The sequence below is a fragment of the Pseudomonas sp. efr-133-TYG-23 genome (assembly GCF_030209215.1).
Classification (GTDB): domain Bacteria; phylum Pseudomonadota; class Gammaproteobacteria; order Pseudomonadales; family Pseudomonadaceae; genus Aquipseudomonas; species Aquipseudomonas rhodesiae.
Genome location: NZ_JARVSL010000031.1, coordinates 1 through 23,794, shown reverse-complemented (window position 1 = coordinate 23,794; position 23,794 = coordinate 1). Strand labels below are relative to the sequence as shown.

Below are 23,794 nucleotides of genomic sequence, written 5' to 3'. Positions count from 1 at the left end.
TGTCTGTGTTAGACATGTGCAGACAAGCGGGCGCCCCAGAATGGGGCGCTGAAGGGATGTCTTCTGATGAGAATGTGGGATCTGGCTGCCCGCAATGCAACTACTCTGGGGTCATTCAACTGACCGCAGCGATGCCATCGCGGGCGAGCCCGGCTCCCACAGGAACCGAGCTCCCTCATAAAGGTGTCAGTGGAACAGTACTGCGGTCTTCTGCAGGGTCACCCACACACCCCACGCCAGCGGAATACCTACCACCAGCCACGCAGCGATAGCCAATGGCTTGCTACCGGCAGACGCTTTCCACTCCAGCACAGTACTGGCATCAGCACCTTTGTCATGGCCCAGCGCCTGTTCGGCGGCCAGTTCGGCGTCGGTCATGAAGTACTTGTCGGCCACAGGGCGCACCAGCAGGTTGCAGATAAAGCCCAGTACCAGCAGGCCGGCGAGAATGTACAAGGTGATGTCATAGGCCGCGGCGCGCTCGACGCCGATGCTCAGTTGATATTCACGCAGGTAGTTCACCAGCACCGGGCCGAGCACACCGGCCGCCGCCCAGGCGGTCAGCAGACGACCGTGGATCGCGCCGACCATTTGGGTGCCGAACAAGTCGGCGAGGTATGCCGGCACGGTGGCAAAACCACCGCCGTACATCGATAGGATGATGCAGAACGCCGCCACGAACAGCGATACGTTGCCCAGATGCCCCAGGTTCGGGATCAGCGCGTACAGGGCGAAACCCAGAGCGAAGAACACGAAGTAGGTGTTTTTACGGCCCAGGTAGTCGGAAAACGACGCCCAGAAGAACCGGCCACCAATGTTGAACAGGCTCAACAGACCAGTGAAGCCCGCAGCGATGGCCGCGATGGAAGCCAGTTGCCCGGCATCTAGCTGACCGAAGGGCGCATCCACGCCCAGCAGCTTGCCGCCGAACACTTCCTGCAGCAGCGGCGATGCCATGCCGAGGATGCCGATACCCGCCGAAACGTTCAGGCACAGCACCAGCCACACCAAACGGAATTGCGGGGTTTTCCACGCCACGTTCACGTGTACGTGACGGTGGGTGATCATCGCGTTGCTGGCTTTTTTCGCCGGCGCGGTCCAGCCCTCAGGCTTCCAACCGGTCGGCGGAACGCGGTAGGACAGCGCGCCACCGATCATGAACACGAAATAGATCGCAGCCATCACCAGGAAACTCTGCCATACGCCCACGCTGGTGGGCGAAGCGAAATGGCCCATCAGTGCCGCAGCCAGCGGCGCACCGACCATCGCGCCACCGCCGAAGCCCATGATCGCCATGCCGGTGGCCATGCCGCGCTTGTCCGGGAACCACTTGATCAAGGTCGAGACGGGCGAAATATACCCCAGGCCCAGGCCGATACCGCCGATGACGCCGGAACCGATCCACATCAACCAGATCTGGTGGGTATAAATCCCCAACGCCGAGATCAGCAGGCCGCCGCACCAGCACAGCGCCGATACCACACCAGCCTTGCGCGGTCCGGCGTGCTCAAGCCAGCCGCCCCAGATCGCTGCCGAGCAGCCCAGGAAGATAAAGAACAGGGTGTAGATCCAGCCCAGCATCGAGATAGGCCAGTCGCATTGGGACGAGAAGACTTGGGCGATGAAGCTCATGTCCGGCGCGCAGGCAACCGGTGCGGTGATACCCAGCGCCTTGGACAGCGGCAACCAGAACACCGAGAAACCGTAGGCCATGCCGATGCACAGGTGAATGGCCAGGGCGGCCGGCGGAACCAGCCAGCGGTTGAACCCGGGCTTGGCGATAATGCGCTCCTTGGACAGGAACGCGGGCTGTGCGGCTGTAGAAGCGGCCGCAGTGCGAGTGCTCATTAGTGTTTCCCCCAGTTATTGGTATGCGTCCGTCAGGCGCGCTTCCCCCATCGGCCTTGCACGCAAAGCGTGGCCGTTTTATTGAGTGAAACTCCATTTTGGCGCGACGATACGTCGCAGAAGGCAGACGAACGCGCAGAGATTAGCATCTAAAAGCGCGAGAAAAACCAAAATGCCATCACCTTTTTAAGGAATTTCGGTTTGTTTGACGTCAAAAACCTGTTCTTGCGGCCATGGATACAATGTAACGATCGATGAACTGACGCAGGCCGTCGGGCGTTATACTCTTCGGCTAATTTTTGAAATCGACATACAAGGACTCGCCCATGAAAGCGTTCGGCAAAATCCTGGGTCTGGTACTTCTCGGGCTGTTGCTGATCATTGTGGCTCTCGGCTTTGCCCTGACCCACCTCTTCGATCCCAACGACTACAAAGAAGAGATTCGCCAGATTGCCCGCGACAAGGCCCACATCGAGCTGACGCTCAATGGCGACATCGGCTGGAGCCTGTTCCCCTGGCTTGGCCTGGAACTGCACGAAGCCAGCGTGGCGACCCTGACCAACCCGACCCAACCGTTCGCCGACCTGCAGATGCTTGGCCTGTCGGTGCGCGTGCTGCCGCTGCTGCGCCGCGAAGTACAGATGAGCGACGTGCGCGTCGAAGGCTTGAACCTGCGCCTGAACCGCGACAAGCAGGGCCACGGCAACTGGGAAGACATCGGCAAGAACGTCCCCGACCCCGCCGAGGCTACCGCCAGTGCGCCCACGCCAGCGCAGCCACCTGCTGAGGTCAAACCGGAAAAACCGGCCCAACCCATCCGCCTGGACATCGACAGCCTGACCATCAACAACGCCCGGGTCGAATACAACGACGAGCAGACCGGCAAGCAATTCAGCGCCGAAAGCATCCAGTTGAGCGCCGGTGCCATTCATGAAGGCGCCAGCATCCCGGTCAAGCTCACCGCATTCTTCGGCAGCAACCAGCCTGTGATGCGCCTCAAGACCGAACTGACGGGCAACCTGCGCATCCAGCGCGCCCTCAAGCGCTACCAGTTCGAAGACATGCGTATCAGCGGCGAAGCCACCGGCGAACCGCTGCAAGGCAAGACCGTGACCTTCTCCACCCAAGGCCAACTGCTGGTGGATCAAGCGGCCAACATCGCCGAATGGACCAATTTGAAACTGTCGGCCAACCAGCTGCGCGCGCTGGGCGAATTGAAAGTCAACGACCTAGATAAGACTCCACAGCTCAGCGGCGCGTTGTCGATCGCTCAGTTTGACCTGGCAAAATTCCTCGACAGCGTGGGCAACCCGCTGCCGCCGATGGCCGAAGGCAGCCTGAGCAAAGTCGAACTGGTCAGCCGCCTCAAGGGCACGCCCACCAGCCTGGCCTTGGAAGACCTGAACCTGAAACTCGACGGCAGCACCTTCACCGGCCGCGTCGCCGTGGACGACTTCGCCAAGCAGTCGCTGCGTGTCCAACTCAAGGGCGACACCTTCAACGCCGACAATTACCTGCCGGCCAAATCCGAATCCGCCAAAGGCGCCAGCGCCGCACGCCAGGCCGAAGTCCAGAACAGCGAAGCCGGCGCGATGGCCGCCGGCGGCACCACACCACTGCCGGAGGCTCCGACCAAAGGCGCCTGGAGCACCGACAAACTGCTGCCGCTGACGCGCCTGCGCACCCTCGACGTCAATGCCGACCTCGCCTTCGGCCAACTGACCCTGAGCAAGCTGCCGATCCAGAATGCAGTGCTCAAAGCATCCGGCATCGATGGCCAGCTCAAGCTCGAAACCTTGAGTGGCGGGCTCTATAACGGCTCCTTCCAGGCCAACGGCAATCTGGATGTACGCCAGGACATTCCGGTACTGGCGCTGCAAAGCCGCATCAAGCAAGTGCCTGTCGAACGCATCCTGCAAGCCCAGGGGCAAACGCCGCCGGTCAAAGGCCAGGTGACGCTCGACAGCAACCTCACCGGTCGCGGCAACAGCCAGAAAGCCCTGATCGACAGCCTCAACGGTACCGCCAGCTTTGTGATCAACAACGGTGTGCTGCTCAACGCCAACCTTGAACAGCAACTGTGCACCGGCATCGCCTTGCTCAATCGCAAAACCTTGAGCGGCGAACAACGCGGCAAGGACACGCCTTTCCAGGAACTCAAAGGCAACCTGACCTTCCGTAATGGCGTGGCCAACAATCCGGACCTGAAAGTGCGCATCCCGGGCCTGACGGTCAATGGCAACGGCGATGTTGACCTGCGGGTGCTGGGCATGGATTACCGCGTGGGCATCATTGTCGAAGGCGACCAGCGCGAAGTGCCGGACCCGGCCTGCGAGGTGGGTGCCAACTTCCAGGGCATCGAAGTACCCCTGCGCTGCCGTGGCCCGCTGGAGCTGGGCGCCAAGGCGTGTCGCCTGGACAAGGACGGCCTCGGTCAGGTCGCTATCAAGGCCGCCGGCAACCGTCTCAACGAGAAGCTCGAAGAGAAACTCGATAAGGTCAACCCGCAACTCAAAGACGCGCTCAAAGGCCTGTTCAAACGATGAGAGACGAGCAGTTTTCAACGGCGGTGCTGGATTGGTACGACCGCCACGGTCGCCATGACCTGCCCTGGCAACAGGGCATCACGCCCTACCGGGTGTGGGTCTCGGAGATCATGTTGCAGCAGACCCAAGTGAGCACCGTGCTCAATTACTTCGACCGGTTCATGACGTCCCTGCCGACGGTCGAAGCCCTGGCCGCCGCGCCGGAAGACGAGGTGCTGCACCTGTGGACCGGCCTGGGTTACTACACCCGCGCACGCAACCTGCAAAAAACCGCGAAAATCGTGGTCGCCGAGTACGGCGGCGAGTTTCCGCGTAACGTGGAAAAACTCACCGAGCTACCCGGCATCGGCCTGTCCACCGCCGGCGCGATCGCCAGCCTGAGCATGGGCCTGCGTGCACCGATCCTCGACGGCAACGTCAAGCGCGTGCTGGCACGGTTTACCGCGCAAGAGGGCTACCCAGGCGAACCCAAGGTGGCCAAGCAACTGTGGGCCACCGCCGAACGCTTCACGCCCCATGACCGGGTCAACGCCTACACCCAGGCCATGATGGACATGGGCGCCACCCTCTGCACCCGCAGCAAACCCAGCTGCCTGTTGTGCCCGCTGGAAAAAAGCTGCGAGGCGCACATGCTTGGCCTGGAGACGCGCTACCCGATCCCGAAACCGCGCAAGAGCATTCCGCAGAAGCGTACGTTGATGCCGATGCTGGCCAATGCCGAGGGCGCGATTCTGCTTTACCGTCGCCCGTCCACCGGCCTGTGGGGCGGCCTGTGGAGCCTGCCGGAACTGGACGAGTTGCAAGACCTGGAACACCTCGCCCACCAGCATGCCCTTGAGTTGGGCACGCAACAGGAACTGCCGGGGCTGATCCACACCTTCAGCCACTTCCAACTGGCCATCGAACCCTGGCTGGTCCAAGTGCAGGAATCCGCCCATCACGTGGCCGAGGCCGACTGGCTCTGGTATAACCTCGCCACCCCGCCGCGCCTGGGCCTCGCCGCCCCGGTGAAAAAACTGCTCAAACGCGCGGCCGATGTATTGAACGCAGGAGAGTCGTCATGACCCGCACCGTAATGTGCCGCAAGTACAAAGAACAATTGCCCGCCCTGGAACGCCCTCCGTATCCGGGCGCCAAGGGCCAGGACATCTACGAAAACGTCTCCGCCAAGGCCTGGGCCGATTGGCAGAAGCACCAGACCCTGCTGATCAACGAAAAACGCCTGAACATGATGAACGCCGAAGACCGCAAATACCTGCAAGGCGAAATGGACAAGTTCTTTTCCGGCGAGGATTACGCCAAGGCCGAAGGCTACGTACCACCTGCTCAATAACTGATCAAAAACCGGGGTCGGAACGTAAGCGACGGTAATAATTAAATATTTTTTGAAAACTTGCTTGACGACCCCCTGAAAAACCCGTTTAATGCGCCCCGTTGCCCAGATAGCTCAGTCGGTAGAGCAGGGGATTGAAAATCCCCGTGTCGGCGGTTCGATTCCGTCTCTGGGCACCACTCATTAGTTTCAGGTGGTGCAAATATCATCTGAAACACATAAGAAACCCGCCTAGTGCGGGTTTTTATTGCCTGGGATTTGACGCCCCCAGGCCCGTTCGAAGCAACGAACCGTTCCATTAGCCCCACTCCTTCGAGGCTTTCCCGCGAGACAAAAAACTCACCTCACTCCAGCAAAAACACCATCAGCGGATTGTCATTCAACCGCCCATTGAACGCCGGAGCCAGATGCTCCAACGGTGTTTGCTTCAACAGCGCGGTTTCCTTGCGCGCGACGATCACCCAGGCTGGACGCGGTAACGTGGCCAGGCGCTGTACTTGATCACGACCGACGAACAGCGGCTGTTCATCGTGATCCAGGTTCATCATGTAGCGCACCGCCCAGGTGTCCCGCCCCAGATTGACGAACACCAACGGCCCCGGACGCGCGGCACGCAACGCCTCGACCTGGCCGACAAAATGGCGTGTATCGAATTGCAGATCTTTAGCCGGCTCCACCACGCTCACCAGCAGTAACCATTGCCCCAGCAACGCAATCAGACTGAGCCACACCAGGCGCAGCGGCCGACGCCAACTGATCAGCGCGGCCACTTGCAGCACCAGCAGCGCGCCGATCAGCAACGGCAATGAGACGTCTGGCCAGTAGCCGTGCTTCTTCCATGCGTGTCGACACACAAACACCACAACCACACACAAGGTCGGCAGCGCCGCGACAAGCACCTCATAGCAGCGGCGCACGCCGATCAGCCAGCCTTGCGCCTGGAGTAGCCCGAAGGCGGCGACAGCGGCGAACATCGGTACCATCGGCAGGATGTAATACGCCCGCTTGAAGTGCGGCACCGACAACCCGAGCAGGATCATCAAACCGCAGGCGCCCAATCGCACCACGAGCTGCATATCATCATTCGCCCAGCGCGCAGACCAGCGATGACGCAACGCAAACAACGTTGCCAGCGCCAGGGGCACCACGGGGAAGTAGCGGTACAAACTCAACTGGAAGTAGAAATAGAACGGCTCGCCGCTTTCATCCAGGCGCCCGCCCACCTGCATTCTGAATACCTCGGCGGCAAACCCATCGCCCCCACTCAAGCGTGCGAGCTTCATCAGCAGCCACCAGCACATCGCCAGCAGTATCAATCCGATGACCCCATGGACAAGCACCTGCCTGACCCGCTCACCCGGCTTGCCCAACGCCCAATACACGCATACCACACCGCAGACCTCGATCAACCCCAGCGGCCCGCGTATCGCAAAGCCCAGCACGAATAGCGGGAAGACCGCCAGTTGCCTGAATCGTGAACCCAAGCGCTCTCCCGTGTGCAGCAGATAGAAACTACCTACACACAGCAACGCCACCATCTGATCCAGACATACCGAACGGGACTTTTCGAGCAATTGAGTGGTGAGCAATGTCAGCAGCACGCTGAGCAGCGCCCACTGGCGGCTTGACGGAGCCAGCAAGCGATAGATCAAGGCCACGACCCCAGCAGAAGCCAGCGCCGTGGGCAGTACGTTGGCCAAGTGATTGGGCGCGCCGAACAGACGGGCAAACAGGTAACTGAAGAAGGTCGCGGTGCCGGGATAGTCCGCGTAGGGCTGGCCGTAGGTCGTAGGAAAAAGACTGGCTCCATGGCGATACATTTCTTGCAGGAACAGCGCCCAGCGCCCGTCAAATCCCTGCGGCTGCTGGTCCCAGATGCCCAGCGTAAACAGCATCAGGGCGAACAGAAAAATGCCCAGGGACTCCAGGCGAAAGCGGTTGCGGTGGTCCATCGTTTGACCTGTCAGGTAGAAAGCGCCGACCTATGGTGCCGGTCGCCCTGCTGAATAGCGCCTGAACAACCCTCAATATTTCACCCTTCAGCGCCCGCCACGCCATACCAGTGCGGGCACCAGGCGCACGTAGATCAATTCGCCGACCAGCTCCACCAGGGTTTGCAGGATGACCGCCGTCGCAGCCAGCCCACGCACCTCCTCGGGCAATGCCAACGCCAGCGGCAGCACCACCAGCGAATTGCGCGTCGACGCGCTGAACGTCACCGCCCGCGCGGGCGCACTCGGCAACGCGAACAGCCGCGCGGCCAAGGCGCCCGTCAGCGGCGCCAGCAACAGGAAACCTACATAGGCCGGAATGACCGGCAGCAACAGGCTGAAATCGCGCACCACCGACGTGATCTGCGAACCGATCACCACAAACAGTACCAGCGCCATCGCCGGCACCGGCAGCCAGGCCCAAGCCGCGTTCCAAGCGCCGACGACTGCCGACCTGCGCGCCACAAACGTGGTCGCCACCGCCGCCACCATCGGCACCACAATCAGCAGCACAAATGCCTGCACAAACGGCTGCGCATCAATAACTACGCCGGATTGCGCCCCTAGCATCAGCCCCAAGTACAGCGGCAACAACAGCAACTGCAGCAAAAGCAGCACCGGCGTCGCCGCGAGCATCAAGCGTGAATCGCCCTTACCGATATGGGTAAACACCACCACGTAATCGATGCACGGCGTCAGCAACACCAGCAACGCCCCCACCAGCAGCGCCGGACGCTCCGCCAAGCCAAGGGTCAGCCCCCACACCAGCAAGGGCACCAGGATGAAATTAGCCAGCAGCAAGGCCGCCATGAAGCGCTTGTGGCTCAAGCCTTCGCGCAGGTCCAGAAACGGAATTTGCAGGAACATCGCGTACATCAGCACCGCGATGGCCGGAGTGATCCACACAGCCAGGCCGTGCCCCCACGAAGGCGCAAGCAGGCCGAAGCCGATAGCCAGGAGGACGGTGACGAAGTAGATAGGGATCTGGTGATGTTCGAGGGTGTCGCGGGTCATGGAAACGCCCTGGTGGAACGCAAAAGCGCAAGCCTAAGCATCTACTGGCGTGATTACTAGGCGAGCGGCTGGAACGGCGAGAACATGTCAGCCAATTAATGGCCGATCCCCTTGGGATTTGCGCCAACCTGCGCTTCAATACCCAACCCAGATCCTGACCCCAAGGACGTGAGCCCATGGCCTCGCCGAACAAGCAACAAAAACGTGCCCACCGGGCCAAGGCCAAGGCCAAGCAGAACCGCACCCAGCGCGCGGTCGCGACTAAGCCGGATGCGTTCGCCGGCGATGACAGCCGTATCGATTTGGAGTCGGTGGATTTAATAGAGCTGTTCGTGGAGATGCGCGTTGCCGGCGAGATCAGTCAGCAAGCGCTGTGCGCCGCATTCCTGGCCCACCCGCTGCTCGCGCTGGTACTTGAGCAGGAAGGCGAAGAAGAGGCTACCGACTTTATCCTGGCGGCACTGATCGAATATCGGCAGTGGGCCACGGACAGCGACGATGAAGCCGCCGCATTGGCGTGGATCGAATCGCCGCAGTTTCAAGCGGACTACGTTGCCGCCTCCCAAGCCCTTACCAACTCGCAAGACTGACAAAAAATGGGAGGGGCTTGCCCCCTCCCACATTGGAATGGCGGTCAGTTAAGCACCGCCGCCCCTACTCTCTGAGCCTTGCGCCGGCTCGACACCATCAACCCCGCCGCCACTACCAGCAGGCTCAGGATGCCCGTCGCGATGATCTCCACGCGATGCGCTTCCTGGAACAGCATGATGGTCAAAGTGCCCACGATGAACACCATCACCGCGTAGGTCAGGCCGGGGAACAGCCACATCTTGAAGACAATCTTCTCGCCCGCCGCTGTGCGTTTCTGACGCATGCGCAGTTGCGACACCGCGATCACCAGATACACCAGCAGTGCGATTGCACCGGAGCTGGCCAGCAGGAATTCGAACACTGCCGCCGGGGCCACGTAGTTGGCGAACACCGCCAGGAACGCTGCGCCAGTGGACAGCATCACCGCCCAGTAAGGCGTGCCGCTTTTGTTGGTGCGCTTGGACACAGCCGGGGCATCGCCGCGACGCCCGAGGGAAAACAGCATGCGCGACGCGGTGTACAGCGCCGAGTTCAAGCAGCTGGTCACGGCCACCAGGACCACCAGGTCGACGATCAGCTTGGCATTCGGAATGCCCATGCGTTCCAGCACGGTCTGGTAGGAACCTACCGCCGCCAGGGTCGGATCATTCCATGGCACCAGGGAGACGACGATGAAAATCGACAACAGGTAGAACAAGCCGATACGCCAGATCACCGAATTGGTGGCCTTGGTGATTTGCTGGCCTGGGTTCTTCGACTCGGCCGCGGCGATGGTGACGATTTCGGTGCCCATAAACGAGAACATGGTGGTCAGGATCGCAGCCACCACTGCGCCCATGCCGTTCGGCATAAAGCCTTGGGTGTCGAACAGGTGCGAAACGCCGCTGACCTGACTGGTCGGCAGGAAACCGAAAATCGCCGCCAGGCCGAGGATCACAAACCCAACGATGGCCACAACTTTGATCAGCGCGAACCAGAACTCGAACTCGCCGTAGTTCTTCACACTGAACAGGTTGGTGGCGGTCAGCAGCAATGTGATCACCAGCGTGAACACCCAGATCGCCACATCGGGGAACCAGGCATGCAGGATAGTGGCGGCCGCGTTGGCTTCCAATGGAATCACCAGCACCCAGAACCACCAGTACAGCCAGCCGATGGTAAAGCCGGCCCAGTGGCCAATCGCACGGTCGGCGTAAGTGGAGAACGAACCGGTATCCGGTGAAGCCACAGCCATTTCGGCCAGCATGCGCATCACCAGCACCACCAACGTACCCGCAGCGGCATAAGCCAGCAGCACCGCAGGGCCGGCAGCAGCGATCGCGTGGCCGGAGCCGACAAACAGACCGGCGCCGATAACACCGGCAATCGACAGCATGGTGACGTGACGCGGTTTGAGCCCCTGTTCGAGGTCATTGGAGCTTTGCGTACTACTCATTGACACACCTTTGCGAGGAATTGCGAAAACGGTCCGCCCGACCTGGGATCCTCCTCGTGAAAAGAAACCAACAGGGCGTTCTTTATTTTTTACGCAAGATTTGCGCCAAAATGTTACAGAGCCGCGATTGACGCGGGCTGTAGGACTTTTCCACAGCGCACGCAAGTCATTGAGAACAATGGCATTCCGCTATAGCGTTACCGTGCGACTCACTATTCACGCCGATACGCGCACCAAAAACACACACACAAAATAAGTAACGCCCCATAAAAGCGCCGATAGCGACCGTTTGCCCGTTTAACCCTTCCAACACCTGGCCAAAGCTGGCACCATCGCGCCCTTTTTGACGCGAAGCCTGCGGCTTTCCGGGTTCAAACGCTTGTTCGGTTGTTGACGGCGCGACACGTCGCTGTGCCGATGCGACACCCTGCCGCATGCCGCCCGCTTACCGCCCGCCGCGCTGTTGGCTGCCATCCGGACGCTATGCTAGCTTGGCGCCTCGCCAGGAAGGCGGCCCAACAGCAGGCACGCAGAACACAATGAGGACCCCCCATGGCCGAGGCCACGCCCGCGCTTGAAATCCGCAACTTGCATAAACGTTATGGTGAGCTGGAGGTACTCAAAGGTATCTCGCTGACCGCTCGCGACGGCGATGTGATCTCGATCCTGGGTTCCTCCGGTTCCGGCAAGTCGACTTTCCTGCGCTGCATCAACCTGCTGGAGAACCCTCATCAGGGCCAGATCCTGGTGGCGGGTGAAGAACTCAAACTCAAAGCCGCGAAGAACGGCGAGCTGATGGCCGCCGACGGCAAGCAGATCAACCGCCTGCGCAGCGAAATCGGTTTTGTGTTTCAAAACTTTAATCTGTGGCCGCACATGAGCATCCTCGACAACATCATCGAGGCGCCCCGCCGTGTGCTCGGCCAGAGCAAGGCCGAAGCCATCGAAGTGGCCGAAGCGCTGCTGGCCAAGGTCGGCATCGCCGATAAGCGCCACGCCTACCCGGCACAATTGTCCGGCGGCCAGCAACAACGCGCCGCCATCGCCCGCACCCTGGCGATGCAGCCCAAAGTCATCCTGTTCGACGAGCCCACTTCCGCCCTTGACCCGGAAATGGTTCAGGAAGTACTTAGTGTGATCCGCGCGCTGGCCGAAGAAGGTCGCACCATGCTGCTGGTCACCCACGAAATGGGCTTTGCCCGTCAGGTGTCCAGTGAGGTGGTGTTCCTTCACCAAGGCCTGATCGAGGAGCAAGGATCGCCACAGCAGGTATTTGAAAACCCGCTTTCGGCGCGCTGCAAACAATTCATGTCCAGCAACCGCTAACGGAGCAACATGCATGCAGAACTATAAAAAGTTCCTTTTGGCCGCCGCCGTCACGATGGCGTTCAGCGCCTCGGCCGTTGCCGCCGAAAAATTGAAAATGGGGATCGAAGCGGCCTACCCGCCGTTCAACAATAAAGACGCCAGTGGCCAAGTGGTCGGCTTCGACAAAGACATCGGCGACGCGCTGTGCGCCAAGATGAAAGTCGAGTGCGAAGTGGTGACGTCCGACTGGGACGGCATCATCCCGGCCCTGAACGCCAAGAAATTCGACTTCCTGGTGTCCTCGCTGTCGATCACCGACGAACGCAAGCAGGCCGTCGACTTCACCGATCCGTACTACTCCAACAAGCTGCAGTTCATCGCGCCCAAGACCACCACAGACTTCAAGACCGACGCCGGCTACCTGAAGGGTAAGGTCATCGGCGCACAACGCGCGACGTTGGCCGGTACCTACCTGGAAGACAAGCTGCCAGATACCGAAGCCAAGCTCTACGACACCCAGGAAAACGCCTACCTTGACCTGACGTCCAACCGCCTCGACGGGATCCTCGCCGACAAGTACGTGCAGTACGAATGGCTCAAGAGCAAAGACGGTTCGGCCTTCGAGTTCAAGGGTGACCCGGTTGTCGAGAGCGACAAGATCGGTATCGCCGTACGCAAAGGCGACCCACTGCGCGAGCGCCTGAACAAAGCCCTGGCAGAGATCAAGGCTGACGGCACCTACAAGAAAATCAACGACAAGTACTTCCCGTTCAGCATCGAATGACCTGAACGCCTGCCCGGCGCGCTCCCCCGAGCGCGTCGGTCCTGAGCTTTACCTTGCGAAACGACTAAACCATGAATTTCGACCTTTACGGATTCGGCCCCGCGCTCGCCGCCGGCGCGCTGATGACCGTCAAACTGGCCCTCACGGCCCTGTGCCTGGGGCTGCTGCTCGGCCTGGCCGGCGCCCTGGCCAAAACATCCCCGTACAAGCCGCTGCAATGGCTTGGCGGTGCTTACTCCACCGTGGTCCGTGGTATCCCGGAACTGCTGTGGGTACTGCTGATTTACTTCGGCACGGTCAACATGATGCGTGCCCTGGGTGAGTTTTTCGGTAACCCCGACCTGTCTCTCAGCGCCTTTGCCGCCGGGGTCATTGCCCTGGGCCTGTGCTTCGGCGCCTACGCCACGGAAGTATTCCGCGGCGCGATCCTCGCCATTCCCAAAGGCCACCGCGAAGCGGGCGTGGCACTGGGGCTTTCAAAGTTTCGGATCTTCACCCGCCTGATCATGCCGCAGATGTGGCGCATCGCCCTGCCGGGCCTGGGCAACCTGTTTATGATCCTGATGAAAGACACCGCGCTGGTGTCGGTGATCGGCCTGGAAGAAATCATGCGCCACGCGCAGATCGGCGTCACGGTGACCAAACAACCGTTCACCTTCTTTATGGTTGCAGCGTTCATGTACCTGGGGCTCACCGTCCTGGCGATGACCACCATGCACTTCCTGGAAAAACGCGCCGCCCGCGGCTTTGCGAGGAGCACCCAATGAGCGGCGACTACAGCTGGCTGGCGCATTTCGACCTGGGCCTGAACTGGGCCGTGATCATCAAGTGGCTGCCCAAACTGGCCCAGGGCGCCATCCTCACCCTGGAACTGGTGGCCATTGCGGTCATTGCCGGGCTGCTGCTGGCAATCCCGCTGGGCATCGCCCGCTCGTCGCGCCGCTGGTACGTAAGCGCCCTGCCCTATGCCTATATTTTCTTCTTCCGCGGTACGCCGCTGCTGGTGCAGCTGTTCCTGGTCTACTACGGCCTGGCGCAATTCGACGCGGTGCGCAGCAGCTTTATGTGGCCATACCTGCGCGATCCGTTCTGGTGCGCCACCGCCACCATGACCCTGCACACCGCCGCCTATATCGCGGAGATCCTGCGCGGGGCGATCCAGGCCATCCCACCGGGCGAAATCGAAGCCGCCCGCGCCCTGGGCATGTCCAAGCCCAAGACGTTGTTCTATATCGTCCTGCCCCGCGCCTCGCGCATCGGCTTGCCGGCGTACAGCAACGAAGTGATCCTGATGCTCAAAGCCAGCGCCCTGGCGAGTACGGTGACCCTGCTGGAACTGACCGGCATGGCGCGAACCATCATTGCCCGAACCTACCTGCCGGTGGAGATCTTCTTCGCCGCCGGCCTGTTCTACCTGTTGATGGCCTACATCCTGGTACGTGGCTTCAAACTGCTGGAACGCTGGCTGCGCGTCGATGCCTGCCAGGGACGTTAAGGCGCACTTCCAGGCACTGGATGCCTTTCTGATCGAGCACCAAGGGCTGTGGAAACCACGGCCCTTCACTCACCGCCAATTGGCCTGGGAATCACGACATCCAGAGCTGGCACACTGGTTGCGCCAGCGCTCGCTGGATGACGCCGAAGCCAGCCACAACGCCCCCTATGATCTCCCGGCGCCCGCGCCTTTTGCACAACTTGCCGCACAGGCGCGCCAACTCAGTGCTGTGGATAAGCTGCCGACGCAGCCCCTGCCGCCCGCGCGCCATCGCTTGAATGTCGATGTACCGGGCCGCAAGTGGCAGCAAATCGAAGCTTTCGGTGCCGCCCTGTCGTTTGCGCAAGCCCCTACACACTGGCTGGATTGGTGTGCCGGCAAGGGCCACCTGGGCCGCCGGCTGCTGCAAACCGGGCAACAGCTGACCTGCCTCGAATACGACCCTGCACTGATCGCCGCAGGCCAGGCCCTGAGCGACCACCATGGCTTGGCCGCGGCCCATCGCCTGCAAGACGTCATGGCGGACCTCACCCTCTGCGCCGAACACACCCCCGTCGCCCTGCACGCCTGCGGCGACCTGCATGTGCGCCTGCTGCAACTGGCCAGTGCACAAGGCTGCAAACAGCTGGCCCTGGCGCCCTGCTGTTACAACCGCATCAGCGCACCGGCGTACCAACCATTGTCCGAGGTGGGCCGCGCTTCAACGCTACAGTTATCGATCGAAGACCTCGGCCTGCCGCTCAGCGAAACCGTCACTGCCGGCAGACGCGTACGCCAGCAGCGGGACACATCCATGGCCCGCCGTCTGGGCTTCGATCAACTGCAACGGCAGCTACGGGGTTGCGACGAGTACCTGCCCACCCCTTCACTGCCCACTGCGTGGTTGAGCGTACCTTTCGCCGACTACTGCCGAGCATTGGCAAACCTGAAAGGTTTATCCACAGGCGAGCAGGATTGGGCCGCGCTGGAGGCCTATGGCTGGGCTCGCTTGGCCGAGGTGAGAAACCTGGAACTGGTGCGTGGTCTGTTTCGACGACCGCTGGAGATATGGCTGGTGCTGGATCGTGCGCTGTTTCTGACCGAACAAGGCTACCGCGTTGAACTGGGCAGCTTCTGCGACGCCGCACTGACGCCGCGCAACTTGATGGTGCTTGCCGAGCGCGATTAAGAGGCAAATTGACGCAGCGCAGCCTGTGGATAACTCTGTTGATGGTTTCTTTACAAAGCCTTTAATCATCTAGCTCGCAGGCCAAAACCCGAGCTGTTCATTTTTTGTTCACAAAATAAAATGCACGTAAAACAGGCAGTTAAGCCCAGATGAGAACCGCTCCACAAAAAGAGTGTTTCTTAATGGCGCATCCATCCGATTGTGCATAAGCCTCTGACGATTAGCCTCTAAACCGCGCTTTACGCGGTTCGCTTACGCGCAATCAATAGCCGGCAAAGCTCATTGATATCCGCACCTGCCTGGCTGGACGCCACGTTATCCAGCGGGTCGGTGGCAAACGCCAGGGCTTGGCTGATCAGCGCGTCGTCATGTACGACCGCCAACGCGTCAGCCTGGCGACGCAGCGTAAAGGCTTCCAGCATTTCCCGGTTAAACGCCGATTGGTCATCTACTTGATTGATCACGAAGTGGCAACGGGGCGGGCGCGCACGCTCAAGGTAGGGCGCCAGCAGTGCGTCCAACTGGTCCTGGGTGCCGAGGCAGGCGGCGTTAGGTTGAGCGATGACCAACACAATATCGGCCACGTTCAGGGCTTGATGCAGATAAACGTTGTTACCCGCGGGGGTATCGATGATCACCGTGTGAGCTTCGCTCAGCCCCATGACCGACAGGTGCTCGGCCAACCAAGTGGGCTCGCGCGTAAGCCAGCGTTGCAGGCCCTCCTTCTGGCGGCTGTCGGTGTCGCCGAATGGGATCACCTGGGAACCGGCGAACCCCGTTTGCAAGGCGCCGGCCCACGGCGCGTTGAGCAAACTGCTGCGCCCCACGCCGGGCCGCTGAGGATCGACGCCGAAGTGCTGGCGCAGCGCATTCTGCGGGTCCAGATCCACGGCCACCACCGACTCGCCCAAGCGTTGCAACCCGCTGCTCAATGCCGTGACCAGCGTGCTACGGCCCACGCCGCCGTTGATCGAAACCACAGCCACCACGGTGGCGCGCAGCGAGGCGGGAGCGGCATGCGCGCAGGCTTGATTGCCGTGAGCCCCATGAGGATGAACGAGCGAACCATCCTCACGGTTTACCCGAGTGCCATCATCAAATGGAATACTGCCGAAAAAATGTAAACGGGCGTTTTTGCCCTTCGGATCGCGGGAAACGCTGTTGCCGAACAGGGCAAATAGATCATCGGTGCGGCTCATGGCCGGGCTCCTTCGCAACGCCATCGGAAGACGTGAAAGGTCGGCCCATCAAGGCTTCCCGTACATGTTCTTATTGGCGTGTTTATTGGCTGCATTCTGTGTCAGCCCCGATGAAGTGTCATTATTTTGATCAAAAATCCACCACCCTTTCAGACGAGCGGAAAACTGCCAATTTACTGACGAAAAATACCGTCATTTGATAGGCGGTGATTTCATCGTGCCATTGTTTTTTACCCGCCATCCCCGCACCATTGCGGCAACTTCCAGGCTGTACGTTTTGGATAAGCGCAGTGGCGATACGCTTTAAATTCCCTCGGTTCCTCTACGGCCTCGCCATCGCGGTGGTGCTGGGTGGCGGACTGCTGGGCGATTTACTTGCCGATTGGGATTTCAGCCAGATCAGCCGTAAAGCCGAAGCACTCTACGGCCCCCTCGGCCCCGGTCGACAGCGCATTGATGCCTGGCAACAGCTACTGGCCACACAAAAGCAGGTCAGCGAGAGCGAACAACTCAAAGTGGTTAACTTGTTCTTCAATCGTCAGCTGCATTACGAAGAAGATATCGACCTGTGGCACGAGGTGGACTATTGGGCGACGCCCATTCAGTCCTTGTGGAAAGGCGCCGGCGACTGCGAAGACTACGCCATCGCCAAATACTTCAGCCTGCGTCATTTGGGCGTACCGGCCGAGAAGCTGCGCATAACCTACGTCAAGGCTCTGCGCCAGAATCGTGCACATATGGTGCTGACCTACTATTCAAGCCCCGAGGCCATGCCCTTGGTACTGGACAGCCTGATGGACCCGATTCTGCCGGCCAGCCAACGGCCGGACCTGCTGCCGGTTTACGCCTTCAACGGTGAAGGGCTGTGGCTGACCGGCGCGACGGGCAACAAAAAAGTCGGCGATACCAAGCGTCTGTCGCGTTGGCAGGATGTGTTGAAGAAAATGACCGCTGAAGGGTTTCCGACCGGTTCGGATAATTAACAGGAGCTACGATGTCACTGTTCAAACAATTGCTGATCGCTATCTGCGTGTTCCTGGTGGTCGCGTTCAGCGGTAGCTTCTTCGTCAGCCTGGAAAGCTCGCGTACCCAGTACGTCAACCAACTGCGCTCCCACGCTCAGGACGCGGCCACCGCGCTGGCGCTGTCGCTGACGCCGAACATCGATGACCCGGCGATGACCGAGCTGATGGTCAGTTCGATCTTCGACAGCGGCTACTACGCCAGCATCCGCGTGGTGGACCTGAGCACCAACCAAGTGCTGGTAGAGCGCGCCGCCGAGCCGGACGCCAGCAGCGTCCCGGCGTGGTTCGTGAAGATGATCGGCCTGGCGCCGGCCGGCGGCGATGCGATCGTCAGCCGTGGCTGGCAGCAGGCGGCGCGGGTCGAGGTGGTCAGCCATCCAATGTTTGCCCTGGCCAAGCTGTGGCAGAGCGCATTGGGCAGCCTGGGCTGGCTGCTGCTCTGCGGCGCCGTGAGCGCCGTACTGGGCGCCCTGTTGCTGCGGCGTCAATTGAAGCCGCTGGATTATATGGTCGAGCAGTCCCATGCCATCGCCCGCCGTGAGTTCCTGAGCCTGCCCGATCTGCCCCGTACCCCTGAGCTGCGCCGGGTGGTGCAGGCGATGAATCAGATGGTGGAGAAGCTCAAGGCGCTGTTCCATGAACAGACCGAGCGCAGCGAGAAGCTGCGGGTGGAGTCCTACCAGGACAGCCTCACGGGCCTGGCCAACCGTCGTTATTTTGAAATGCAGCTGCAATCGCGCGTCAGCAACCTTGAGGAAGCCAGTTCGGGTTACCTGCTGATGTTGCGGGTCAACGACCTGAGCGGCCTCAACCAACGCCTGGGCGGGCAACGCACTGACCAACTGCTACAGGCCGTCAGCCAGCAACTGGTGCGCACCTGCGCCAAGTACCCGGAAACCCAGAACCTGATCACCCGCAGCCGCGGCGGCGAGTTCGCGGTGCTCGCCCCGGGGCTGGTGCGCGATGAAGCGCTGCAGCTGGCCCAGGCCCTGGAAAGCACCCTGCAGAGCCTCTACGAAACGGGAGCCACCGATATGCCGATCGTGGCTTACATCGGGCTGGCACCTTACAAACCGGGCGATGCCTCGGCAGACCTGCTAATGCTGGCCGACCAGGCACTGGCCCAGGCCGAAGCCGGTACAGGCCAGACTTGGGTGTGCCTGGAACACCAGACCCAAGGCACCGTCAGCGACGATCACCACAGCTGGCACACCTTGCTCGACGAGGCCCTGACCCAAGGGCGCTTCCGGTTGTTTTTCCAGCCGGTGGTGAGCAGCAGCGACACCCAACAGGTCCTGCATTACAAAGTGTTGTCACGCTTGCTCGACCCGCAGGGCCAGACCATCGCGGCGGGCCACTTCCTACCATGGCTGGAGCGCTTCGGTTGGACTGCACGCCTTGACCAATTGATGGTTGATCTGGTGATCAAGCACCTGGCCCAGCACAGCCCATCGGTGGCCTTGAACCTGTCGGCCGCTACCCTGAACGACCCGCAGGCACTGGAGCGCGTCTTCGAACGCCTGGCTCAAAACCCCGCCCTGGGGCCGCGCCTGACCCTGGAAATCGGTGAAGAACAAGTGCCCGAGCAGTCGCAGCTGGAGCGCCTGACCCGACGCTTGCGCAGCCTGGGCTTCAGCCTTGGCCTGCAGCGTTTCGGCGGGCGTTTCAGCATGATCGGCAACCTGGCGAACCTGGGCCTGGCGTACCTGAAAATCGACGGCAGCTACATCCGTGCCATCGACCAGGAAAGCCACAAGCGCTTTTTTATCGAAGCCATCCAGCGCGCCGCCCACAGCATCGATTTGCCGTTGATTGCCGAACGTGTGGAAACCGAGGGTGAGCTACAGGTGATTCGCGAGATGGGGATTGAAGGGGTGCAAGGCCAACTGGTAGGCGAACCAGCGCCCTGGAAATAGACTGTCGAAGCCTCCTTGACGGCCACGCCGTGAAGGAGGTGCGCGGCTCAGATCAAGCCGGTTTCATCGTCATTGATCAACTCGCTCAATCCGCCCAATGCTGCTCGGGCCTGGGTACGTTCGAGGAACTTGGCCTGCGCGGCGGGCGGCAAGTCCGTGATGCTCATGACGTTCTTGGTGATCAGAACCTGGATCAAGTCGTCCAGCACCCGAATCATCTCAAAGTCACTTTGCTTGAGCTGCTTGAGGCTGTTGTCGACCACATCGTCGGCAAACCACGCCTGTATCTCATGATGGTCGGCCGGTAGCGTCTCGGTGGCCTCGGCATAGGCCTGCGCCTCGACACGGATCAAAGCGTTGTTTTGATCGCGTTGCACGTAGAACATCAACGTTCTCCCAATAAAAAATCCCTGCAGGTGCCGCGCACGGCCTCTGCAGAGATTACACACATTTGCTCGACGCTGATGCCCACGCAGCGCCAATCCCGAAAGATTGGCGCTGCCGGGTAATCAGTCGTGGTGCTTGACGGTCAGGTCGCCACCGGCGATCAGGTTGTTGATCGCGGAGCTGCCAGCACCCCAGTTGGCGCCATCGACCTTGATGGTGACATCTGCCGTGCCGCCACCCGACGCGGTGAACGCCCCGGTGCTGCTGACGCTCAGCGTCGAGTTGCCCGACGAGTCGGTGGTCAGCTGCAAGTACTTGGACAAGTTGTTGTCGTTATTGCCTTGCAGCAAATCGGACAGGTCCAGCTTGTCGCCTTCGCTGTGCTTGAAGTCAGTGATGCGATCAAAGCCGCCATTGGTGTTGGTGTCGCCTTTGAGCCAGACGAAGGTATCGGCACCCGCGCCGCCGGTGAGGATGTCGTTACCCTTGCCGCCCACCAGGATGTCATTACCGGCACCGCCGGAGAGGGTGTCGTTGCCGCCCTGGCCGAACAGGATGTCATTGCCGGCATTGCCGATCAGGGTGTCGCCGCCGTCCTTGGTACCGTAGATGTTCGACGCGCTGGCCAAGGCACCGATGTCTTGCACATGCTCAGTGATGTACTGATGCAAGGTGCGGTCATCGATGTGGTCGACGGTAGTGGACAGCTTCTCGGCGGCGAAGGCCTTGAGTGCGGCACTGCCTTCCTGACCGTTGTAGCTGATCAGGTCACCGAAGATGATGTCGTTGCCCGAACCGCCGGAAACGCTGTCGGCACCGGTATCGGCCGTGTGGCCGGTAATGGTATCCGCCAGTTTCGCGGTGTCGATGGTGCTGACCGTCTTGTCGGTATCGAAGTACTTCTGGAGCATGTCTTTATCGACGTTATTGCCCAGACCAATGGCTTGTACCTCGACCCCGCCCGCGACGGAAGTCGTCAGCGCCGTGTAAGCGTCTTTGGCGTATTCCAACGCATAATCGGTCCAGCCCGAACTGCTGGCAGCCCCCGCCACGTTGAAACCACCGTGGCCATCGGACACGACATAGCCTTCAAAGGTCTTGGTGCCGGACGAGTTGTACGAGTACACCTTACCGTCCTTGTCGACGATGACCTGTGTCTGACCGTAGATCGTAGCGGTGACCGGAGTGCTTTGACCCAGGGTGTAGGTGGAGCCGTTGACCTTGCTATCGAAGGTCACGTTGGAGCCCCACCAGGAACTGGTATACCCCAGGCTAATGTTGTCGTACGTCGCGTTGTAGACGTTCGGCTCACCGTCGGTAATGAAATACGTCAGGTTTTTTGCACCAGCGTTGCTGGTGGCGTCGCTGCTCTTGAACCAGTTGGTAGCCGCGTTAAAGGCATCCTGGTAGTTGGTTACATCGCTTGGGTTGGACGCCATGTTGTTCAACACCGCCTGCAGGGCGGCCTTGGCGGCAGCCTGGTCGGCCAGGTTGACCGATACCTGCGATTCAACCTTGGTATCGAAGTCGACCAACAATACTTTCACCACGCCCGACCCTGTCATCTTCGCGTTCGCGATCAAGGTATCGAAAATGCCGGAAAGCTGGGTTTTGATCGACGTCATCGCGCTCGACCCGATACTGCCCGAGGTGTCAACGATAAACGCGATGTTGTAGTTGCTGCCCGGCGTGGTGATGCCGCCCTTGTCGCCGACCACGATGTTGTTGGCCGAGCTGGAGCCCAGGTCGATGGTATCCGCCGCCGCACCGCCTTCAGTGACCGGGGTGTAGACCTGAGGCTTGACCGTGATGGTGGTCGTTGCCACCGACGAACTCAGGCTGTTGCTGCCTTCGTTGTCCATCACCGAAATGTCGATGGTGCGATCACCAAGGGACGGGTATTTGCCGGTGTTGGAGTACTGGAACGACTCAAGCAGCGCCTTGTAGGTCGCGACATCAGCCACGCCCGACAGGGTCAGTACGATCTTGCCGCTGACGTCCGTGCCGACGCTGGTCACGGTGACACCTTTGTAGGTACCGCCCACCGCCACCAGGTTGGAGCTGAGCACATCACCCGAACTGGCGTTTTTCAGGGTGATGGTCGCGCTTTGCATCTGGTTGCTGTCGACGTCACCGATGGCCACATTGCCGGTAATCGCAACACCATTGGTGCCGCGCTCGGTGTACGAGGCGCTGAAGCCCGTGGCGACAGAACCGTCGGCGATGCTGAGGTCCAGGGTCGGCGCGTCGTTGACCGCAGTGACCACGATGCTCACTTTGCCGGTGGTCACCGCTTCCACACCGGTGCTCGACTCTTTGGCCGTCGCTTTTACGGTGATATCGAAGCTGGCGGTCGAATCCTTGAACGGCGTAACCGTCAGGGTCTTCAGGTTCCAGGTGCTGACATCATAGAGCGCGCTGGCACCCGTCGAGGTATAGCTGGCGCCAGTGCTAGTGTCGGTAATCACGGTGCCTTTGGGCAGGCCGCTGATTTCCACCTTGTGGGTTTCCGAGCCATCGTTGTCGACAAACGTGGTAGTGATCGGTGCCACCTTGATGGCGGTGTCTTCCAACCCATGGTTGTAGACATAGCCGGTGTAATAGCCTTCGCCATTGACCACATGGCTGTCGCCCAGCACCGCGCCGGCCGCTTTCAAGGCGTCCACGCTGGTGTAGGTCTGCACGCCGCTGTTGCCCAGCGACATCGACGGGCCATTGTTGATCGACACATTGACGTCGTAGTTGCCCGCGCCGGCCTGGTTGTAGTGGTAGATATCGAGGGTGTAATAGCCCGACTCACTCGGCGTGTAGGCCGTTCCGGTGATCGCGCTGCCCTTGCTCCAGGTTTCGGTCGCGACCAGCTTGCCGCCCACGGTGATTGCCAGGCTGTCGTCGGCCGTACCGGTGAAGGTGTAGCTCTTACCCGCTTCCAGATAGATCAGGCCGGAGACCTTAGTCGCGGTGCCGTCCGCCACATTGGTGTTGCTGACGTCGCTGGTCACACCCGTGGAGACGGCGCTGGCAGCGGTCTTGGCGTCGATCACTTTGATCAGATCGCTGGAGTTGACCACACCGTTACCGTTGGTCCCCAAGTCAGTGCGCAGGTTACCGCCGCTCCAAGTCTGAATGGTCAGGCCAGTCGGCACAGCGCTGAATGCACCGACCGTCACAACAGGAACGTCCGTCACCGGGTGGATATCCACCGTGATGGTTTTGGTGTCGCTGTAGGAGTTGCCGTCGGTTGCCTGGAACTTCAGTTGGGTGTAATCGCTTTGCATGTTACCCACACCGGTGCCGCCGAAGCTGTTGTCGCCTGATTCGTTGGCTGCCGGGGTGTAACGTACGTTGTGACTATCGAAGTCAGTCTGGCTGAACGCCTTGCCCGCCGAGGTATCGGTCTTCAGATCGGCCACGGTCAGTTTGACCCACGTACCGTTGACGTTGTACTCGATGGAACCGGCAGGGAGGCTGGTGAACACCACTTTCGGGTCCGTGGAGTCCTCATCCTTGACGCCGAAGGTCGCCCAGGTCAGTTCGACCGAGGTGTCTTCGTTGCTCTGGATGAAACCGTCGGTGGCGGTCGGGGCGTCATCGACCAGGGTCACGCTCGGCTGGCCATTAGCGGTCGAGCTGGCGTTATCAGCGTCGGTAACGGTCAGGTCGATTTTCGGCAGTTGGTGGCCGGCGTTAACCCAATCGGCACCTTTCTGAGTCAGTACAACGTCGGTGCCCGACAGGGTGTAGTAGCCGTCGT

The 23,794-nt window shown here is 60.6% G+C and carries 18 protein-coding genes and 1 tRNA gene; 12 read left to right on the top strand and 7 right to left on the bottom strand.

Features of this window, described 5'->3' with window-relative positions:
* Nucleotides 1-186 precede the first annotated feature (186 nt).
* Nucleotides 187-1,848, bottom strand: coding sequence for an OFA family MFS transporter (locus QRN41_RS20885; protein WP_285422090.1), 1,662 nt, complete (start codon nt 1,846-1,848; stop codon nt 187-189).
* Between the two features lie 326 nt (nt 1,849-2,174).
* On the opposite strand from QRN41_RS20885, the gene QRN41_RS20880 reads away from it, so the two are divergent.
* The 4 genes from QRN41_RS20880 (at nt 2,175) to QRN41_RS20865 (ending at nt 5,906) form a co-directional block, all read left to right on the top strand.
* A complete protein-coding gene (locus tag QRN41_RS20880) occupies nt 2,175-4,394 on the top strand; it encodes an AsmA family protein (protein ID WP_034111378.1) in 2,220 nt (739 codons plus the stop codon).
* On the top strand, nt 4,391-5,458 hold the full coding sequence (gene mutY, locus QRN41_RS20875) for an A/G-specific adenine glycosylase (protein WP_285422089.1): 1,068 nt from the start codon (nt 4,391-4,393) through the stop codon (nt 5,456-5,458). Before QRN41_RS20880 ends, mutY begins: the two co-directional genes overlap by 4 nt.
* Nucleotides 5,455-5,727, top strand: a complete 273-nt coding sequence (locus tag QRN41_RS20870; protein ID WP_034095430.1) for an oxidative damage protection protein — start codon at nt 5,455-5,457, stop codon at nt 5,725-5,727. Before mutY ends, QRN41_RS20870 begins: the two co-directional genes overlap by 4 nt.
* Before the next feature lie 103 nt (nt 5,728-5,830).
* Nucleotides 5,831-5,906, top strand: a tRNA-Phe gene (locus QRN41_RS20865).
* Nucleotides 5,907-6,071: 165 nt separating this feature from the next.
* Here QRN41_RS20865 and QRN41_RS20860 read toward each other — a convergent pair.
* Entirely contained in the window at nt 6,072-7,679 is a 1,608-nt protein-coding gene (locus tag QRN41_RS20860) for an ArnT family glycosyltransferase (RefSeq protein ID WP_285422088.1), read from the bottom strand.
* Between the two features lie 87 nt (nt 7,680-7,766).
* Nucleotides 7,767-8,732 (bottom strand): arsenic resistance protein, encoded by a 966-nt coding sequence (locus QRN41_RS20855; RefSeq protein ID WP_285422087.1) that lies wholly within the window; start codon nt 8,730-8,732, stop codon nt 7,767-7,769.
* A 176-nt stretch (nt 8,733-8,908) separates the two neighbouring features.
* Here QRN41_RS20855 and QRN41_RS20850 point away from each other — a divergent pair, with 176 nt between their 5' ends.
* Nucleotides 8,909-9,322, top strand: a complete 414-nt coding sequence (locus QRN41_RS20850; RefSeq protein ID WP_285422086.1) for a hypothetical protein — start codon at nt 8,909-8,911, stop codon at nt 9,320-9,322.
* Nucleotides 9,323-9,366: 44 nt separating this feature from the next.
* Here QRN41_RS20850 and gabP read toward each other — a convergent pair whose 3' ends face one another.
* Complete coding sequence (gabP, locus tag QRN41_RS20845) at nt 9,367-10,758, bottom strand: GABA permease (RefSeq protein WP_285422085.1); 1,392 nt, start codon at nt 10,756-10,758, stop codon at nt 9,367-9,369.
* A gap of 552 nt (nt 10,759-11,310) precedes the next feature.
* On the opposite strand from gabP, the gene QRN41_RS20840 reads away from it, so the two are divergent.
* The 5 genes from QRN41_RS20840 to QRN41_RS20820 all read left to right on the top strand — a co-directional run bounded on the left by QRN41_RS20840 (nt 11,311) and on the right by QRN41_RS20820 (nt 15,513).
* Nucleotides 11,311-12,084 (top strand): ABC transporter ATP-binding protein, encoded by a 774-nt coding sequence (locus QRN41_RS20840; RefSeq protein ID WP_034095425.1) that lies wholly within the window; start codon nt 11,311-11,313, stop codon nt 12,082-12,084.
* Nucleotides 12,085-12,097: 13 nt separating this feature from the next.
* On the top strand, nt 12,098-12,850 hold the full coding sequence (locus QRN41_RS20835) for an ABC transporter substrate-binding protein (protein WP_167416719.1): 753 nt from the start codon (nt 12,098-12,100) through the stop codon (nt 12,848-12,850).
* Between the two features lie 71 nt (nt 12,851-12,921).
* A complete protein-coding gene (locus tag QRN41_RS20830; RefSeq protein ID WP_213632866.1) occupies nt 12,922-13,617 on the top strand; it encodes an ABC transporter permease in 696 nt (231 codons plus the stop codon).
* A 38-nt stretch (nt 13,618-13,655) separates the two neighbouring features.
* A complete protein-coding gene (locus tag QRN41_RS20825) occupies nt 13,656-14,345 on the top strand; it encodes an ABC transporter permease (RefSeq protein ID WP_034095706.1) in 690 nt (229 codons plus the stop codon).
* Complete coding sequence (locus tag QRN41_RS20820; RefSeq protein ID WP_285422084.1) at nt 14,326-15,513, top strand: methyltransferase; 1,188 nt, start codon at nt 14,326-14,328, stop codon at nt 15,511-15,513. The genes QRN41_RS20825 and QRN41_RS20820 overlap by 20 nt, the downstream gene beginning before the upstream one ends.
* A gap of 239 nt (nt 15,514-15,752) precedes the next feature.
* Here QRN41_RS20820 and bcsQ read toward each other — a convergent pair whose 3' ends face one another.
* A complete protein-coding gene (gene bcsQ / locus QRN41_RS20815; protein WP_285422083.1) occupies nt 15,753-16,712 on the bottom strand; it encodes a cellulose biosynthesis protein BcsQ in 960 nt (319 codons plus the stop codon).
* Between the two features lie 290 nt (nt 16,713-17,002).
* Here bcsQ and lapG point away from each other — a divergent pair, with 290 nt between their 5' ends.
* On the top strand, nt 17,003-17,695 hold the full coding sequence (gene lapG / locus QRN41_RS20810; RefSeq protein ID WP_034095420.1) for a cysteine protease LapG: 693 nt from the start codon (nt 17,003-17,005) through the stop codon (nt 17,693-17,695).
* 11 nt (nt 17,696-17,706) lie between these two features.
* Entirely contained in the window at nt 17,707-19,653 is a 1,947-nt protein-coding gene (lapD, locus tag QRN41_RS20805) for a cyclic di-GMP receptor LapD (RefSeq protein WP_285422082.1), read from the top strand.
* A 47-nt stretch (nt 19,654-19,700) separates the two neighbouring features.
* Here the strand turns inward: lapD and QRN41_RS20800 are convergent, their stop codons facing one another.
* On the bottom strand, nt 19,701-20,039 hold the full coding sequence (locus tag QRN41_RS20800; protein ID WP_034095418.1) for a hypothetical protein: 339 nt from the start codon (nt 20,037-20,039) through the stop codon (nt 19,701-19,703).
* Between the two features lie 123 nt (nt 20,040-20,162).
* A partial coding sequence (locus tag QRN41_RS20795) for a beta strand repeat-containing protein (RefSeq protein WP_285422081.1) occupies nt 20,163-23,794 on the bottom strand: 3,632 nt, incomplete at its 5' end.

What these genes read in the sequence shown, in the direction of transcription:
- QRN41_RS20885 (WP_285422090.1), bottom strand. Translation starts at nt 1,848, where the DNA reads ATGAGCACTCGCACTGCGGCCGCTTCTACAGCCGCACAGCCCGCGTTC.
- QRN41_RS20880 (WP_034111378.1), top strand. Translation starts at nt 2,175, where the DNA reads ATGAAAGCGTTCGGCAAAATCCTGGGTCTGGTACTTCTCGGGCTGTTG.
- mutY (WP_285422089.1), top strand. Translation starts at nt 4,391, where the DNA reads ATGAGAGACGAGCAGTTTTCAACGGCGGTGCTGGATTGGTACGACCGC.
- QRN41_RS20870 (WP_034095430.1), top strand. Translation starts at nt 5,455, where the DNA reads ATGACCCGCACCGTAATGTGCCGCAAGTACAAAGAACAATTGCCCGCC.
- QRN41_RS20860 (WP_285422088.1), bottom strand. Translation starts at nt 7,679, where the DNA reads ATGGACCACCGCAACCGCTTTCGCCTGGAGTCCCTGGGCATTTTTCTG.
- QRN41_RS20855 (WP_285422087.1), bottom strand. Translation starts at nt 8,732, where the DNA reads ATGACCCGCGACACCCTCGAACATCACCAGATCCCTATCTACTTCGTC.
- QRN41_RS20850 (WP_285422086.1), top strand. Translation starts at nt 8,909, where the DNA reads ATGGCCTCGCCGAACAAGCAACAAAAACGTGCCCACCGGGCCAAGGCC.
- gabP (WP_285422085.1), bottom strand. Translation starts at nt 10,758, where the DNA reads ATGAGTAGTACGCAAAGCTCCAATGACCTCGAACAGGGGCTCAAACCG.
- QRN41_RS20840 (WP_034095425.1), top strand. Translation starts at nt 11,311, where the DNA reads ATGGCCGAGGCCACGCCCGCGCTTGAAATCCGCAACTTGCATAAACGT.
- QRN41_RS20835 (WP_167416719.1), top strand. Translation starts at nt 12,098, where the DNA reads ATGCAGAACTATAAAAAGTTCCTTTTGGCCGCCGCCGTCACGATGGCG.
- QRN41_RS20830 (WP_213632866.1), top strand. Translation starts at nt 12,922, where the DNA reads ATGAATTTCGACCTTTACGGATTCGGCCCCGCGCTCGCCGCCGGCGCG.
- QRN41_RS20820 (WP_285422084.1), top strand. Translation starts at nt 14,326, where the DNA reads ATGCCTGCCAGGGACGTTAAGGCGCACTTCCAGGCACTGGATGCCTTT.
- bcsQ (WP_285422083.1), bottom strand. Translation starts at nt 16,712, where the DNA reads ATGAGCCGCACCGATGATCTATTTGCCCTGTTCGGCAACAGCGTTTCC.
- lapD (WP_285422082.1), top strand. Translation starts at nt 17,707, where the DNA reads ATGTCACTGTTCAAACAATTGCTGATCGCTATCTGCGTGTTCCTGGTG.
- QRN41_RS20800 (WP_034095418.1), bottom strand. Translation starts at nt 20,039, where the DNA reads ATGTTCTACGTGCAACGCGATCAAAACAACGCTTTGATCCGTGTCGAG.